Origin of the sequence: Cryobacterium sp. HLT2-28, assembly GCF_004402495.1 — a bacterium.
Lineage (GTDB): Bacteria > Actinomycetota > Actinomycetes > Actinomycetales > Microbacteriaceae > Cryobacterium > Cryobacterium mannosilyticum.
Genome location: NZ_SOFH01000032.1, coordinates 1 through 14,601, shown reverse-complemented (window position 1 = coordinate 14,601; position 14,601 = coordinate 1). Strand labels below are relative to the sequence as shown.

Here is a 14,601-nt window from a genome sequence, read left to right as displayed (position 1 = left end):
GATGCCGTGCGCGTGCCGGTGCCCTGGGGCCTCCTGGCTCAGGCGCATCCTGCATTCGCGTCGAATCTGGCTCGACGACGCAACTGAAGTCACCTGCCCTCCCCCGGATCGCATCCGGCCCCCGTCAGCGCAGGAGTGGGCGCCTTCAACTATGGCTAACTCCTGCAATTCGCGCGGAATCGTGCCCAAACCAGCCGAATCGGGACATTCTGCGACGAATTGCAGGAGTTAGCCACGGGGAGGCGGGGCAAGGAGGAACAGGAAGGCAGGACAGGACCAGGGAGGAGGGAAAGGGCGGAGCGGAGCGGAGCGGAGCGGAGCCGCCCGGCGGGCTCTGAGCTCGGCCCGAGGAACCTCTTGGGCGTGCCGATGCGACGAGCGCGCCACTTGCGCCGCTGCGCGCCACGCACACCTGGAGCGAAGCGGCGGAAGTGGCGCGGTCGCGCCCGAGCATCTACGCGGGCGTCACCCAGGCGCCGGACTGGAGGGTCGCGGTGACCTGGAGGCCGGCGTCGAGCACGATCAGGTCCGCCCGGTTGCCCGGCGCCAGGCGGCCCCGGTCGGCGAGGCCGATCATGTCGGCGGGATTCTGGGTGGCGGCGCGCACCGCGACCTCGACGGGCACACCCGCGGTGTGCACGGCGAAGCGCACGGCCTCGCTCAGGGTGAGCACGCTGCCGGCGATGGTGCCGTCGGCCAGCCGCGCCTGCCCGTCGGAGACGCTCACGTCGAGGGCGCCGAGCTTGTACTCGCCCTCGTCCGCGCCGGCGGCGGCCATGGCATCCGTCACGAAGACGGGTCGCGACGGGCTCTCGATGATGAAGCGCACGATGGCCGGGTGCAAGTGCACCCCGTCGGCGATGAGCTCGGCGAAGACCGCCGGGTCCTCGAGCAGGGCGAGCGCCGGCCCGGGCTCGCGGTGGTGGATCTGCCGCATCGCATTGAAGACGTGCGTGCCGGCCGTGGCCCCCGCGGCGATCGCCTGCCGGGTCATGTCGTAGTTCGCGTCGGTGTGGCCGATCGCGGCCACGGCGCCGAAGCCCACGATCTGGCGCACGGCGGCGAGGCCGCCCTCCAGCTCCGGCGCGATTGTCACCATCCGCACGGTGCCGCGGCCGGCCCGAATGATCCGGTCGATGCTCTCGGGGTCGGGTGCGCGCAGCAGCGCCTCGTCGTGGGCGCCGCGGTGGGCCGGGCTCAGCCACGGCCCCTCCAGGTGGATGCCGGCCAGCAGCCCCTGCTCGACCAGCCCCGCCAGGGCCGCCACGGTGCGCTCGAACTCATCGAGCGGGGCCGTGACCAGGCTGGCCATCAGCGTGGTGGTGCCGTGGGCACGGTGGGTGGCGGCGATCTGCGCGGCCGCGACGGAGGAGTCCGCGTCGTTGAAGCTGCTGCCGCCCCCGCCGTGGGTGTGGATGTCGACGTAACCGGCGGCCAGGGTGCTCTCCGGAAAGCTGAAGTCCGGCTTCCGCGGCGGCTCCCCCGCGCCGCAGCCGACGATCCGGCCGGCACGGATGTCCACCCAGCCGGGCGAGAAGACGGCGTCGGGGGCGATCACGGTTCCGCCCGCGATGAGCATCGGCGTCGCGAGCGTCGGCGTCGGCAGCATCTGCGTCGCGAGCGTCGGCGCCGCGAGCGCCGGCACGACCGGCATCGGCACCGCCAGCGTCGGCGTCGGCGCCGTCGGCGTCGGCGTCGCCAGCGTCGGCGCCGCCAGCGTCGGCGCCGCCAGCGTCGGCGTCGTGAGCATCGGCGTCGTGAGCATCGGCGCCGCGAGCGCCGGCACGGCCGGCATCGGCACCGCCGAGTCCTGACCGGCGACGGCCGGGGTGCCGGAACGCTCGGCCGGCACCAGGTCGGCCGGAGGGGAAGTGAGCGGGGTCATGACGGTTGCTCCAAGGATTCAGACGCGGGGTTCAGACGGGACGGGAGGTGACGGAACGAGAATCGTCAGACCGGAAGCGGGGCGGCGCGGTCTAGATTCCCGGCCAGGGCTTGTGCGCCCAGGCGTACCGGTAGTAGTCGAGGTTCTCGAGCTTCGAGGCGGCGGCCTCGTCCACGATCACGGTCACGTGCGGGTGCAGCTGGATGACCGAGCCCGGCTTGCTCGAGGTGACCGGTCCCTCCACGGCGGCGGCGATGGCATCCGCCTTCTCGGCCCCGAAGGCCAGCAGGATGAGGTGCCGCGCCCGGAGGATGGTGCCGAGCCCCTGCGTCATGCAGTGGATGGGCACGTCGTCGATCGAGGGGAAGAAACGGGCGTTGTCGATGCGCGTCTTCTCGGTCAGGGTCTTGATGCGGGTGAGGGAGGCGAACGACGAGCCGGGCTCGTTGAAGCCGACGTGCCCGGTGCGGCCGATGCCGAGGATCTGCACGTCGACGCCGCCGGCGGCGACGATGGCGGCCTCGTAGTCGAGTCCTGCCGTGCGGATGGTGGCCGGGTCGCCGCCAGGCACCCGAATGTTCGCGGGGTTGAGGCCGAGCGGCACGACCGCGTCGCGGGTGATCACCGAGCGGTAGCTCTCGGGATGGCCGGCGGGCAGGCCGACATATTCGTCGAGGGCGAAGCCGCGCACCCGGGAGACGTCGATCGGGTCGGCCGTGAGGGACGCGGCCAGGGCGGCGTAGACCGAGAGCGGCGTCGAGCCGGTCGCGAGGCCGAGCACGGCATCCGGCTTCTGCAGGATCAGTGAACGAATGGATGCTGCCGCGAGCGTTCCCGCCGCGGCCTCACTGTCAACAAAAACTACTTCGGCCATCGTGTACTCCAATTCGAATTGCGGGTGTTGCGGGTGTTGCCGGTGGCACGGGCGGTGCCGGTGGTGCGGGCGGCACCGTGGTGCGGACGGCAACGTAGTGCGGGTGGTGCGGGCGGTGCCGGTGGCGCGGGCGGTGCGGACGGCAACGTGGTGCCGGCGGCGCCTCGGCACGGGCGGTGCCGGCGGTGCGGGCGGTGCCGGCGGTGCGGGCGGCACCGTGGTGCTGCCTGCCGGGGGTCGCGCGCGGATCGCTCGCGACCCCCGGCCGGCCGTGCCGTGCGTCGCCGGTCCGGCCCGCCGTGCGGACCGGACCAGGTGCCGATCTAGACGGTCGTCCCCGTGGCATCCGCTGCCGCGGGGTCCTGGATCTCATCGTCGCCGCGGCCAGGGGTCTTCAGGTTCCACTTGCGGATGACGAAGCGGAAGAGGAAGTAGTAGATCGCCGCGTAGGCCAGCCCGATCGGGATGAGCAGGAGCGGCTTCTCGGCGAGCCCGAAGTTGAGCACGTAGTCGAGCGTTCCGGCGCTGAAACTGAACCCGTCGCGGATGCCCAGGGCATTGACCAGGGCGAGCGAGGAACCGGTGAGCAGCGCGTGGATGACGAAGAGCGGGAACGCCACGAACATGAAGGAGAATTCGAGCGGCTCGGTGACGCCGGTGAGCATCGCGGTGAGGGCGCCGGAGAGCATGATGCCGCCGACGATCTTCTTCTGCGACGGCTTGGCCTCGTGCCAGATGGCGAGGGCGCCGGCGGGGAGGGCGAACATCATGATCGGGAAGAACCCGGTCATGAAGGAGCCGGCGGTGGGGTCGCCCGCGAAGAACCGGCTGAGGTCGCCGGTGGCGCCGTTGTAGTCGCCGATGACGAACCAGACGACGGAGTTGAGGATGTGGTGCAGGCCCACCGGGATGAGCAGCCGGTTGGTCGTGCCGTAGAGGAAGCCGCCCCAGATGTTGTTCGAGGTGACGACCTCACCGAAGCCGGTCAGGCCGTTCGCGAACGCCGGGTAGACGAAGCTGAGCAGCACTCCGAGGATCAGCGCCACGACGGCGGTGATGATCGGCACGAACCGGCGCCCGCCGAAGAAGGCGAGATAGCTGGGCAACGAGATCCGGTGGTATTTCTGCCAGAGCAGCGCGGAGACGATACCCATCAGGATGCCGCCGAGCACGCTGTAGTTGACGAGATCCTGGGTTGCGCCCTTGGCGGGCAGCCCGAGGACCAGCGGCGACATCGCCTCGCCGACCTTGGAGAAGACGAGGTAACCGACCACGGCGGCCAGGGCGGTCGATCCGTCGGCCTTCTTGGCGAAGCCGATCGCGACACCGACCGCGAAGAGCAGCGGGAGAGCCCCGAAGAGCGCGCCGCCGGCCGACGCGATGACGGCGCCGCCGGTCTCGAAGCCGGGGATCCCGCCGAGCAGGTCAGGCTGGCCGAGCCTCAGGAGCAGGCCGGCGGCGGGGAGTGCGGCGATCGGGAGCATAAGGCTGCGGCCGACTCGTTGAGCCTGGCCGAGGCCGGGAAACTTTCGTTTCGTGCCCGCGTCTGCGGTGATGCTGGACATTGATTTCCTCCTGGTGATGGGTTGGGGTTCTGGGGGTGGATCAGGGCTGGTGTTGCAGATTGAGGGTCATGTGCACCTGGTAGCGGTCGCCGCGGTACCACGAGGTGACGTACTCGACGGATGCCGAGCCTGCCGACGACGTGCGGCGAAACACCATCAGGGGCGCGCCTTCGGTGATGCCCAGGAGGTCGGCGGCGCCGGCATCCGCCGTCTCGGCCCACACGGTCTGTTCCGCGTTGTCGATCCGGAGTCCGTATTCGGTGGCGAAGGTCGCGTAGAGCGACCGGGTCAGGTCCTTGCTCTCGAGGTCGGGCAGCAGTTCGGCCTTGTAGTAGCCGCGCTCGAACGCCATCGGGATGCCGCCGGCGAGCCGGAGCCGGTCGATCTCGTAGACCTGGGCGTTCGCGCCGAGGCCGAGCGCGGCCCGCACCTCGAGCGGGGCGTCGACCAGGGCGAACGAGCTCACGATCGTCGCGGGGATGAGTCCGCGCCGGCGCATATCCTCGGTGAACGACGCGAGGTGCAGGTCGGTCTGCACGCGCTCGCCGGCCACGAAGGTGCCCTTGCCCTGCACTCCGTAGAGGCGGCCCTCTTCGACGAGCTGGCGAATCGCCTCCCGCACCGTGGAGCGGCTCAGGCCGTACTGGGTCATCAGCTTGCGCTCGGCGGGGATGGCCGCGTGGGGAGCCAGGGTGTTCTCGATCCGCTCGAGCAGGATCGCCCGCAACTGCGCATGCTTGGGCACGGGGCCCGCCTCGAGGGCCGGGCTCTCGTCCTGGATCTTCGTCATCGTGTCACCTTCAGGTCGTTGGTCGATCTCCAGCATAGGACCACTTTCGGTTTGTGGTCCGTACTGGTACGATCCAATAGTTCGATGATGAAGCTGCGGCCCCCTGCTTGTCAAGCCCCACTGCCGCCCGGGTTCTCGGAGAGCACTAGAATCCGGACCAGCAGCACCCACCACAGGAGGAACACCCCATGAGCAGCAAAGCGGAACAGATCCTCGCCGGCCTCGGCGGATCAGGCAACATCGTCGAGATCGAGGCCTGCATCACCCGGCTCCGCACCGAGGTCACCGACCCGGCCCTCGTGAACGAGGCGGCACTGAAAGCGGCCGGCGCCCACGGCGTGTTCCGGTCGGGCACGATCATCCAGGTCATCGTCGGCCCCGAGGCCGACAACCTCGCCGAAGACATCGAGGACATTCTGTGAGCTCAGTCACTCCCGTGGTTGTGCTCGCGCCCGTTCCGGGCCGGGCGGTCGCCATCGAAGAGGTGCCCGACCCCACCTTCGCGCAGTCGATCGTGGGCCCAGGCGCGGCGATCGATCCGCCGCGCGGCGTCGTTGACGCGATCGCGCCGATCAGCGGCAAGCTGCTCAAAGTATTCCCGCACGCGTATGTGATCCTCTCCCCCGACGGCCTCGGCGTGCTCGTGCACCTCGGCATCGACACCGTGCAGCTGCACGGCGAGGGATTCACCCTGCGCGCGACCCAGGGCGACACCGTGTCGGCGGGCGACGTGATCGTCAGTTACGACGTGGTCGCGATCGAGGCGACCGGTCGCAACCCGATCGTGCCGGTGATCATCCTCGAACGCACCGCCGAGAACATCACTCTGGCGGATGCCGTCACCGCCGGCGCGCAGCTCGCCGCCGGCGACGAGTTCATCACCGTCAACAGCTGACCGGCCCGGTCGAGCTTGCGCTGCACCGCCCGCACCCGGCATCGTTGACTAGCAGCCCCACCACAATCGGCGAGAACCGATCTCGCGAGCACCACCAGGAGGAACCATGTCCGAACGCACTGCCACCATCGCGAGCCGTGTCGGCCTGCACGCCCGTCCCGCCTCGATCTTCGCGGCGGCCGTCGGCGAACTGTCGATCGATGTCACGATCGGCCTCGAGAGCGACCCGGCCGAGGACGCGATGGATGCCTCGAGCATCCTGAGCCTGATGAGCCTCGGCGCCGCCAACGGTGACGTCGTCGTTCTCCGGGCCGAGGGCGAGGGTGCCGACGAGGCTCTCGAGGCCCTCGTCCTGATCCTCGAGACGGACCACGACGCCGCGTAACTCCTAGCCCGACACCACCCCGCGCGGCCCCGCATGGGCCCGGATGAGGCCCCGCATGAGGCCCCGCATGAGGCCCCGGCGCCGCGTGGCCCGCGGCGCCGGCCGGTCAGGCCGCGTCAGCCTATGCTCGCCAGCCCGACCATGGCGGCCGAGAGGGCCGGCGCGGCCAGCAGCAGACCCCCGACGAGGGCCGCGATCCCGGTCAGCTTCCAGATGGTGCGCCGCAGCAGAGCCGTGCGCACCTCCGCGTCGAGCGTCACGAAGAGTTCCTGGGCGTTCGGGGTGGCTGAGAACAGCGGCGCCGGCCAGGTGTCCGGGTTGTCGATGACGGCTCGGAGGTCGGCCAGTTCGGCCGGGCCCAGCACGACCGGCCGGGTCATCAGCCAGCGGCGCAGCGCGGGCCCGGTCACGACGGCGACCCTCTCCGGCTTCTTCGTGATCGTGAGCGACTTCGCATTGACGACGGCGACGACGGGGTGCGCGGCGGCGAGGCGCGGCATCCGTTCGCGCAGGAGTTTCGTGACCCGGTCGGCCTCGTACTCGGCGTTGCGGATGTGCGGCGCCTTGTAGCCCGACACCATCAGGGTCTGCCCGGCAACCCAGACGCCTTTGCCGGAGTGGTTCTTGGTATTGATCGTGAAGACCCCGCCGGGCCCGATCACGAGGTGGTCGATGTCCGCGCCCTTCTTGCCGATGGGGAGGGAGTGGAATACGCTCCAACTGGCGGGCAGCGTGGCGAGCATGGCCGCGACGTCGATCTCACCCTTCGCGCCGAGGTACCAGCTGACGCTCTCGGCGGCGAGCGGGGAGTAGCCGAACACGCGGCCGACCACGCTCCTCGTCGGCGTCTCGGCCTGTTGGCGCAGCAGCCGGTCGATGACCGCCTGCGCGGCGGGCTGCTCGCCCATCGTCCGTCCCCCGACCGCCGGAGCGTCGACCGTCGGAACCTTGACCGCTGACGGTTGGTTCCCCGTGGATGGTCGAGTTGTCGGTGCCTGGATTGTCATGGATCCCCCCGGATCGAGCTGTGCGGATGTGTCGGTGCGGCATCCGTTTTCGGCTGTCGCGGATGGTCAGGCGTCGGCGATCACGACCCGGTCGCGGCCGCGGTGCTTGGCGCCGTAGAGGGCCACGTCGGCCCGTTCCAGCCAGTGCGAGACGCGCTCGGCAGGTTGGAGGGCGGCCAGACCGACGCTGACCGTGCAGGTCAGGCCGACGGCCACGTCGCCCCAGGTGTAGTCGCGCACCGAGGCGAGCAGCCGATCGCAGGCCAGGACGGCCTGGTCGAGTTCGGTGTTGCCGAAAACGAGCAGGAACTCCTCGCCGCCGACCCGTACCGCAAGGTCACTCGCCCGGGTGACGGCGCGCAGCATCTCGGCCATCGTGGTGAGCACCAGGTCGCCGATGGCATGGCCGTATTCGTCGTTGACGAGCTTGAAATTGTCGAAGTCGATCATGGCCGCGCACAGGGGCTGGGACAGGTCGCGGGCGCGGTCCATCAGCAGGGGCAGTTCCCGGTCGAGCGCGCGCCGATTCGGTAGTCGGGTGAGCGGGTCGGTGTGCGCCTGGTCGTCCAGTTCCTCGGCCCTGACCCGCTGCACCTCGGCCTCGAGCTGCGATCGCTCGGCCTCGTGGCGCGCCTGTTCCACCTCGAGGGTGTTGATCAGCAGTTGGGACTGGAGTCCCGCCGTCTGGGTCATTCTCTTCAAGGTCAGCGCGTGCAGCTTCTCGCAGTGGCCCAACGCACCCTCGAAACGCCGGCGTTGCTTGTGCATCTCGTACAGCGCCTGGTGCAGTCTGATCTGCAATTGCGGGTCTTCGTCGATCGACGGGTCGGCGAGCTGGGCATCCATCATCGCGGTCGCCTCGTCGAGGTTGCCCTCGGCCCGCACCACCTCGGCCAGTTGCGCGTCGACATTCACCTCGAGAGTGCGGAAGCCGTTCGCGCGCGCCAGGTCCGTGCAGCGATGCGCCTTCTCCCTGGCCTCGTCGTGCTCGTCCAGCTCGATCAGGATGCTGACCAGGTTGGTCAGGGCGATGGTCTCGAAGAAGCTGTGCCCTCGGGCGTGGGCCATGGCCACCGCCTCGCGCATCAGCACCAGGCCCTCCTGCAGCGCCTGCGACGGGTCGAGGTCGTCCTCTCGCTGGGCGCGGGCGAGTTCCAGGCAGCTGTCGCCCAGGTTGTTCACGGCCGCGAGGCTGGCGTCGGTGTCGTCCAGCGTTCTGGACAGCGCCAGCGCCTGGCGCCCCAGGTCGACCCCTCGCACTCCGTCGCCCATGGCTCCGTGAACCGTCGACGCCCTGGTGAGCGCCCAGAACTCCGCCAGCAGGCTGCCGCAGGCCCGTGCCGCCTCCAGCGCGGGAACCGCGTGGCTGAGGGCCTGCTCGGTGAGGCCGGTGTCGGTGTACGCGAGCGCCAGGGTGCAGTGAACCTTCGACTGCCGAAGCAGGTCGCCGCTGACTGTCCAATACTCGAGCGCCAGCAGGCCGTTCTGAACGGATGCCTGGTAGTCGCCCAGCCGCAGGCGGTGCAGGGCGAGCATCTCGCGGGCCTGCGCCTGCTGCACCGGGATGATGCCCGGGGTGGCGAGGGCTTCCTCGGCCGCGACTGCACCGTCGAGGTGGCGTCCGGCCGCGGAGAGTCGTTCGCTCGCGTCGAGGAGGTCCTCGATCGTCGTCTGTGTCATCGGGTCCTGCGACGGTTTGCGCCGTTCGGAGACTGCCTGGTTCGAGTTCATTTCTCAGTCCCCCCGACTGCTCGTGCCTCATTCTGAACCTAGCAGCGTTGTCGCTGATGCGGGCCGATTTTCGGTCGGGTCTGAGCCCCCACTTCTGGAGTCAAGTCGGACTTTTCACGGGCACCCGTTCGGGGTGCGAGGGGCGGGTTCTCGCACGCGTTCGGGCGCTCAGGGGTGCGGTTTCCAGAGCTGCGCGCGGAGCCGGTTGCTCGCGGCTCAGGTTTGGGAAGCCGGCGCACCCAGGAACGTGCGCCGCCTTCCCCAAGGTGCGCCGCGAGTGAGGCGAACTCGCGACGAGGCATCCCGCCGATCAGCGCCCCGGACGGACCGGCTCGGGGCTACCGTGAAGGGATGGACACCTCCGCGGCCCCGATCACCTTCATTCCTGACCTCCGCGCCGGTGCCGTCCCGGCCCCCGGCGGCCTCGGGCACAGCACCGTGCTCAACGCTCCGGGGGTGCGCGTGGTCGTGCTCACTTTCGCGGCGGGGCACGTGCTCAAGGAACACCGGGCGCCGAAGACCCTGCTCATGCAGGCCCTCGACGGATGCCTGCGCGTCACCGCCGGCGGGAAGGTCACCGATCTCGTCGCGGGCGCGCTGCTGCGTCTCGACGCTTCGCTCACGCACGAGGTCGAAGCGCTCGAGGAGTCGCGGCTGATGCTCACGATGATCGGGTAGCGCGGGCATCCGCGGTAACGGCGCAGGTCGCGGCGCCGTCGCGGCGCCGGTCGCGGCGGTCGCGGCGCAGGTTCGGGAAGCCGGCGCACCCAGGAACGTGCGCCCGCTTCCTCAAGGTGCGCCACGAGCTCCCCCGCCTGGGCCGAGGGGCGGTCGTCGCGCGCGCACGGTCGCCACTCGTCGCGCCCAGAGAACGCCCACCGCGTCCACCTAGGATGGGCGGATGACCGAACTCGCAGCATCGACAGCAGCCCCCGCCCAGCGCATCACGATGTTCGGCGCAGAGTGGTGCGGCGATTGCCGCCGCTCGAAGAAGCTGCTCGATGTACTGAACGTCGACTACGACTACGTCGATCTCGAGAGCGTCGACGATGGCGCGGACCGTGCCCACGCGATCAGCGGCCGCACCCGGATTCCCGTGATCGTGTTCCCCGACGGCACGCACGTGGTCGAGCCCAGCGACTCGACGCTGCACGCGAAGCTCACCGAGTTCGGCAGCATCAACTAGCACCCCGGGGAATCACCGGCAGCGGCATCCGTCGCCGGACGCATCAGCCGGCTGCCGCTACGGCAGGTAGGCCCCGAGCACCTGCACGGTCGCGATCGACAGGGTGCGGTGCGTGCGCTCGTAGACCGGCATCAGTTCGGTCGCCCCGCGGACCGTGTGGATCACGCCCGCCGCGTCGAAGATGGCGACCGGGTCCAGGTCGCGCAGCAGCGCCCAGAACGGCTGGAAGAAGTAGACGCTGCGATTGCCGGCGTCGAATTCCTCGAGGGTCATCGCCACGTAGCGCGAGCGGGCCTCGACAGTGGAGGGGAAGCCGCGGAAGTAGTCGCAGCCCGGCTCGGCCGGGTCCTCGTCGTGCAGCATCGGCGCCGGAACGGCGTACCAGCCCTGCCGATCGTTGGTCGCGGTGGCCAGGGCGCTGGCGATCAGGCGGTAGGTCAGCGCGCGTTTCGTCGTGACCGGCGGGGTCTTCGGGATGCCGAGGCCGGTCGCCACCTCGATCCGTCGCACGATGTCGTGCGGGCCGAGGGCGGCCATCATCTCGATCCAGCTGATCTTGTTCACGACCCCGTTGACCAGGAACTTGCAGCCGCCGACGAGATCCCACTGGATGCTCATCGCGTTCTGCTCGTCGTGCACGATCAGCAGCCGGGCGCCGTCGTCGACCTCCACCCCCGAGATGCGGAGGTGCGGATGCCGGCGCACCAGTTCGCTGGCGATCCACCACATCTGCGCGGTCAGGAAGCGGTCGGCGGGCGGGTTGTAGACCTCGTAGCCGTCGGTGGTGGCGGCATCCTCGTCGTCGTCGTGGATGTAGTTGTCGCCGGAGTCGTTAGACGCTGCGTCAGTCATCTCCCGCTCTCCTACCTGATCAGAGTTGGATTTCCATATTGCTCCCGTTCGGCGGAGAGCGAAATGCCCAGTTCGGGTGAGAACGGGACAAGGGTGACAGTCGGGCGGGCGCGGTCGGATGGCTGATCGGCTGATCGGGAATGAATCCGAAGAAACATGCGTTTGCATGAAAGTCAGCGTCACCATCAGAAAGGGACCTCATGAGCATGCGCACCTCCGGGCTGCACCACGTCACCGCGATTGCCGGTGCACCGCAGCGCAACATCGACTTCTATGTAAAGGGTCTCGGCCTGCGCCTGGTCAAGAAGACCGTCAACTTCGACGACCCGGGCACGTACCACCTCTACTACGGCGACGACGCCGGCCGGCCCGGTTCGTTGCTCACCTTCTTCCCGTGGACCGGCATCGCCAGTGGCCGACCCGGCTCCGGGCAGTCGACATCGACGGCGTTCTCGATTCCGGCCGGCAGCCTCGGCTGGTGGGCAGACCACTTCAGGGCGCTCGGCGTCGACTCGACGCTCGTCTCCCGGTCCTCGGATGAGGAGCGGCTCTCCTTGCGCGACCCCGACGGCCTGCAGCTGGACCTCGTGGCGTCGTCGACGGTGGATCCGCGCAATCCGTGGGACTCGGCATCCGTGCCCGCCCAATTCGCCGTGCGCGGCCAGCACTCCTCCGTGCTCACCGTCGCCGACCCGACCGGCACCGTCGAGGTGCTCACCCGTGACCTCGGCATGCGCATTCTCTCCGAGACCGGCGACCGAATCCGGGTGGGTGCCGGCGACGGCGCCGCGGGCAACATCGTCGACATCATCGCCGACCCGAAGGGTCAGGTCGGCCTCACCGCCGGCGGAACCGTGCACCACATCGCGTTCCGGGTGCCGGACAAGACCACCCAGGAGCAGTGGCGGGCCGAGCTCGTCGACCGCGGCTACGGTGTGACGGCCATCCTTGACCGGCAGTACTTCACCTCGATCTACTTCCGCGAGCCGGGCGGGGTGCTCTTCGAGATCGCCACGGACACCCCCGGTTTCGACATCGACGAACCGCTGCTCGAACTCGGTCGCTCGCTCAAGCTGCCGCCGTGGCTGGAGCCCAGCCGCGACCAGATCGAGCACGCCGTCGCACCGATCACCCTGCCGGCCGAGAACAACCCTGCGCTGGCCCTGACCACCCCCGGCGCCGAGTAGCGATGACCGCGAACACGAACCCCACGCCCGGCCGGGACACCGCGGCCGGGCCGCCGGCCCCCGACTGGACCCACGTCTACCGGGCGGGTGAGCCTTCCTCGGCGAACGACCCCGTGCTGCTGATGCTGCACGGCACCGGCGGCAACGAAGAGGAGATCCTCGGCCTCGCCGACGCCCTCGACCCGGCCGCCACCCTGCTCTCCCCGCGCGGGCCGGTCACCGAGGGCGGCCTGCGCCGCTGGTTCCGCCGGCTGTCCGAGGGCGTGTTCGACGTGGACGACGTCGTGCGCCGGGCCGCCGAACTGGCCGGCTTCCTGGCCTGGGCCCGTCACCGCTACGACCTCGGCGAGCGTCCCATCGTCGCCGTCGGCTTCTCCAACGGTGCCAACATCGCCCTCGCCACGGCGCTGCTGCACCCGGAGGCTGTGAAACGGGTGATCGCGTTCTCCGGCATGTTTCCGCTCGACGGCCGCAGCCTCACGACCGACCTCTCCGAGACCGCGGTGCTGCTGCTCAATGGCCGCACCGACCCGATGGCCCCGCTGACCAGCGTCGACACGGTCGCGGCGGCGCTCTCCGCGCGGGGAGCAGCGGTCGAGCAGGAACTCCGGGGCGGCGGGCACGGCATCGCCGCAACGGATGTCGCCGCCGCCCGGCCCTGGCTGGCCCGCCAGCAGCCGGCCGCCGGCTGATGCCCGCGCCGAAAGATCTCATCGAGGGCCCGGGCGCAGCCGCGGACCCCGCTGCACCGGACCGGCCGTTCGGTTTCGAGTATCGGGCCGAGCCGGACCGGGCCGACTCAGGCCGGGCTGTCTCTGGCCAAGCCTACTCGGACCGGGCTGCCTCTGGCCAAGCCCACTCGGACCGGGCTGTCTCTGGCCCAGCCCACTCGGACCGGGCCGTCTCTGGCCCAGCCCACTCGGACCGGGCCGACTCTGGACCGGCCGACTCGGACCGGGCTGCCTCTGGCCCGGCCGACTCGGGCCGGGCCGACCGGCAGCGGGTGCTGTTCGGCACCGGCCGGGCCGGGGAGCTGCTGCCGACCGTGCTGGCGGAGCTGGGCGTGCGGCAGGCGATGCTGATCGGCACCCGGCGCGAACTGGAGCGCTCCGCGCGGGTGCTCGGCGGCATCCGCCCGGCCCTCGTCTTCGACGAGGTCGTGCAGCATGTGCCGGTCGAGCTGGCCGAGCGCGCAACCCAGGCGGCCCTAGACGCCGGAGTCGACGCTCTCGTGGCCATCGGCGGCGGTTCGGCGATCGGCCTGGCCAAGGCGGTCGCTCTGCGCGCCGGGCAACGGGATTCCGCCGCGAGGCCGCTCCTGATCGTGGCCGTGCCGACGACCTACTCCGGTTCGGAGGCCACGGCGATCTGGGGCCTGGTCGACGGCGGCCTGAAAACCACCGGAATCGACCCTCGGGTGCTGCCGGCCGTCGTGATCTACGACGCCGAGCTGACCCGGTCGCTCCCCCGCGGCCTCAGCGTCTCGAGCGGGCTGAACGCGCTCGCCCACGCCGTCGACGCGCTCTGGGCGCCGGACGCCACCGCCGCCACCGCCGCCGTGGCCGTCGACGCGATCCGGATGCTTGCGGTCGCCCTTCCTGCCGTCGACGCCGATCCCGGCTCCCTCACCGGCCGGGAGGACGCGCTCCTCGGCGCCCATCTGGCGGCCGGCGCGTTCTCGGCGACCGGCTCGGGACTGCACCACAAGATCAGCCACGTGCTCGGCGGCACCTTCGGGCTGCCGCACTCGGAGACGCACGCCGTGGTGCTGCCGCACGTGGTCGCGTTCAACGTGCCCGCCGCCCCGGCGGCCGAGGCGCAGATCGCGACCGCGCTCGGCGCGCCGTCTGCCGTGGCCGGGCTGGTCGCGCTCCGGGACCGCCTGCACGCCCCGACCGCTCTGCGGGAGCTCGGCTTCCGGGAGGGCGACATCCCCCGGGCTGTGACTCTGATCCTCGCGGCGGTGCCGACGTCGAACCCGCGCACGGTGACCGCTGACGGCCTCTCCGCGCTCCTGCGTGCGGCCTGGTCCGGTGCGGCGCCGGGTTCGGCGACCTGACCCTGGTCCTTGTCCCTCCCGCCCCTGCCCGGCCCCGCCCGGCCCGCCCGCCCAGCCCAGCCCCGCTCCGCCCAGCCCCGCCCAGCGCAGTCCCGCCCCGCCCGGCCCCGCCCAGCGCAGTCCCGCCCAGCCCGGCCCCCGCCCGGCCCAGCCCTGCCCAGTCCTGCCCAGCCCTGCCCAGCCCT

15 protein-coding genes are annotated in these 14,601 nt (G+C 70.6%); 8 read left to right on the top strand and 7 right to left on the bottom strand.

The features are described 5' to 3' along the window. Window positions 1–454: 454 nt before the first annotated feature. The 4 genes from nagA to E3O48_RS17185 all read right to left on the bottom strand — a co-directional run bounded on the left by nagA (window position 455) and on the right by E3O48_RS17185 (window position 5,114). On the bottom strand, window positions 455–1,885 hold the full coding sequence (gene nagA / locus E3O48_RS17205; protein ID WP_241982602.1) for an N-acetylglucosamine-6-phosphate deacetylase: 1,431 nt from the start codon (window positions 1,883–1,885) through the stop codon (window positions 455–457). A 91-nt stretch (window positions 1,886–1,976) separates the two neighbouring features. After that, entirely contained in the window at window positions 1,977–2,759 is a 783-nt protein-coding gene (locus tag E3O48_RS17195) for a glucosamine-6-phosphate deaminase (RefSeq protein ID WP_134540990.1), read from the bottom strand. A gap of 323 nt (window positions 2,760–3,082) precedes the next feature. Then, on the bottom strand, window positions 3,083–4,324 hold the full coding sequence (locus tag E3O48_RS17190) for a PTS transporter subunit EIIC (protein WP_134540987.1): 1,242 nt from the start codon (window positions 4,322–4,324) through the stop codon (window positions 3,083–3,085). A gap of 40 nt (window positions 4,325–4,364) precedes the next feature. Continuing rightward, window positions 4,365–5,114 carry a GntR family transcriptional regulator gene (locus E3O48_RS17185; protein ID WP_134540984.1) on the bottom strand — a complete coding sequence of 250 codons (750 nt, stop codon included), beginning with the start codon at window positions 5,112–5,114 and terminating at the stop codon, window positions 4,365–4,367. Between the two features lie 188 nt (window positions 5,115–5,302). Here E3O48_RS17185 and E3O48_RS17180 point away from each other — a divergent pair, with 188 nt between their 5' ends. From E3O48_RS17180 to E3O48_RS17170, 3 genes are all read left to right on the top strand, one after another. Beyond that, window positions 5,303–5,536 carry a glucose PTS transporter subunit EIIB gene (locus E3O48_RS17180; protein ID WP_134507538.1) on the top strand — a complete coding sequence of 78 codons (234 nt, stop codon included), beginning with the start codon at window positions 5,303–5,305 and terminating at the stop codon, window positions 5,534–5,536. Then, a complete protein-coding gene (locus E3O48_RS17175; protein WP_134540981.1) occupies window positions 5,533–6,009 on the top strand; it encodes a PTS glucose transporter subunit IIA in 477 nt (158 codons plus the stop codon). The genes E3O48_RS17180 and E3O48_RS17175 overlap by 4 nt, the downstream gene beginning before the upstream one ends. Window positions 6,010–6,115: 106 nt before the next feature. Further along, entirely contained in the window at window positions 6,116–6,394 is a 279-nt protein-coding gene (locus tag E3O48_RS17170; RefSeq protein ID WP_134540978.1) for an HPr family phosphocarrier protein, read from the top strand. Window positions 6,395–6,510: 116 nt separating this feature from the next. On the opposite strand, the gene E3O48_RS17165 is transcribed toward E3O48_RS17170, so the two are convergent. Both E3O48_RS17165 and E3O48_RS17160 read right to left on the bottom strand, forming a co-directional pair. Then, entirely contained in the window at window positions 6,511–7,302 is a 792-nt protein-coding gene (locus E3O48_RS17165) for a nuclease-related domain-containing protein (protein WP_134540975.1), read from the bottom strand. A gap of 165 nt (window positions 7,303–7,467) precedes the next feature. Continuing rightward, complete coding sequence (locus tag E3O48_RS17160) at window positions 7,468–9,132, bottom strand: diguanylate cyclase (RefSeq protein ID WP_134540972.1); 1,665 nt, start codon at window positions 9,130–9,132, stop codon at window positions 7,468–7,470. 351 nt (window positions 9,133–9,483) lie between these two features. Between E3O48_RS17160 and E3O48_RS17155 the strand changes: the two genes are divergently transcribed. Together E3O48_RS17155 and E3O48_RS17150 are read left to right on the top strand one after the other, a co-directional pair. Then, a complete protein-coding gene (locus tag E3O48_RS17155) occupies window positions 9,484–9,810 on the top strand; it encodes a cupin domain-containing protein (RefSeq protein ID WP_134540969.1) in 327 nt (108 codons plus the stop codon). Window positions 9,811–10,033: 223 nt separating this feature from the next. Then, window positions 10,034–10,318, top strand: a complete 285-nt coding sequence (locus E3O48_RS17150) for a glutaredoxin family protein (RefSeq protein WP_134540967.1) — start codon at window positions 10,034–10,036, stop codon at window positions 10,316–10,318. 57 nt (window positions 10,319–10,375) lie between these two features. On the opposite strand, the gene E3O48_RS17145 is transcribed toward E3O48_RS17150, so the two are convergent. Then, the gene (locus E3O48_RS17145) at window positions 10,376–11,170 is read right to left on the bottom strand and encodes a hypothetical protein (protein ID WP_134540964.1); all 795 of its coding nucleotides are present in this window, start codon (window positions 11,168–11,170) and stop codon (window positions 10,376–10,378) included. A gap of 200 nt (window positions 11,171–11,370) precedes the next feature. Between E3O48_RS17145 and E3O48_RS17140 the strand changes: the two genes are divergently transcribed. From E3O48_RS17140 to E3O48_RS17130, 3 genes are all read left to right on the top strand, one after another. Further along, a complete protein-coding gene (locus tag E3O48_RS17140) occupies window positions 11,371–12,357 on the top strand; it encodes a ring-cleaving dioxygenase (RefSeq protein ID WP_134540961.1) in 987 nt (328 codons plus the stop codon). A gap of 2 nt (window positions 12,358–12,359) precedes the next feature. Further along, window positions 12,360–13,049, top strand: a complete 690-nt coding sequence (locus tag E3O48_RS17135) for an alpha/beta hydrolase (RefSeq protein ID WP_134540958.1) — start codon at window positions 12,360–12,362, stop codon at window positions 13,047–13,049. A gap of 311 nt (window positions 13,050–13,360) precedes the next feature. Further along, window positions 13,361–14,416: a maleylacetate reductase gene (locus E3O48_RS17130; protein WP_198413100.1), complete on the top strand. Its 1,056-nt coding sequence runs from the start codon at window positions 13,361–13,363 to the stop codon at window positions 14,414–14,416. The last annotated feature ends 185 nt before the right edge of the window (window positions 14,417–14,601 follow it).

Excerpts from the sequence above, each read along its gene's own strand:
- nagA (WP_241982602.1), bottom strand. The coding sequence starts at position 1,885 with ATGACCCCGCTCACTTCCCCTCCGGCCGACCTGGTGCCGGCCGAGCGT.
- E3O48_RS17195 (WP_134540990.1), bottom strand. The coding sequence starts at position 2,759 with ATGGCCGAAGTAGTTTTTGTTGACAGTGAGGCCGCGGCGGGAACGCTC.
- E3O48_RS17190 (WP_134540987.1), bottom strand. The coding sequence starts at position 4,324 with ATGTCCAGCATCACCGCAGACGCGGGCACGAAACGAAAGTTTCCCGGC.
- E3O48_RS17185 (WP_134540984.1), bottom strand. The coding sequence starts at position 5,114 with ATGACGAAGATCCAGGACGAGAGCCCGGCCCTCGAGGCGGGCCCCGTG.
- E3O48_RS17180 (WP_134507538.1), top strand. The coding sequence starts at position 5,303 with ATGAGCAGCAAAGCGGAACAGATCCTCGCCGGCCTCGGCGGATCAGGC.
- E3O48_RS17170 (WP_134540978.1), top strand. The coding sequence starts at position 6,116 with ATGTCCGAACGCACTGCCACCATCGCGAGCCGTGTCGGCCTGCACGCC.
- E3O48_RS17165 (WP_134540975.1), bottom strand. The coding sequence starts at position 7,302 with ATGGGCGAGCAGCCCGCCGCGCAGGCGGTCATCGACCGGCTGCTGCGC.
- E3O48_RS17160 (WP_134540972.1), bottom strand. The coding sequence starts at position 9,132 with ATGAACTCGAACCAGGCAGTCTCCGAACGGCGCAAACCGTCGCAGGAC.
- E3O48_RS17155 (WP_134540969.1), top strand. The coding sequence starts at position 9,484 with ATGGACACCTCCGCGGCCCCGATCACCTTCATTCCTGACCTCCGCGCC.
- E3O48_RS17150 (WP_134540967.1), top strand. The coding sequence starts at position 10,034 with ATGACCGAACTCGCAGCATCGACAGCAGCCCCCGCCCAGCGCATCACG.
- E3O48_RS17145 (WP_134540964.1), bottom strand. The coding sequence starts at position 11,170 with ATGACTGACGCAGCGTCTAACGACTCCGGCGACAACTACATCCACGAC.
- E3O48_RS17140 (WP_134540961.1), top strand. The coding sequence starts at position 11,371 with ATGAGCATGCGCACCTCCGGGCTGCACCACGTCACCGCGATTGCCGGT.
- E3O48_RS17135 (WP_134540958.1), top strand. The coding sequence starts at position 12,360 with ATGACCGCGAACACGAACCCCACGCCCGGCCGGGACACCGCGGCCGGG.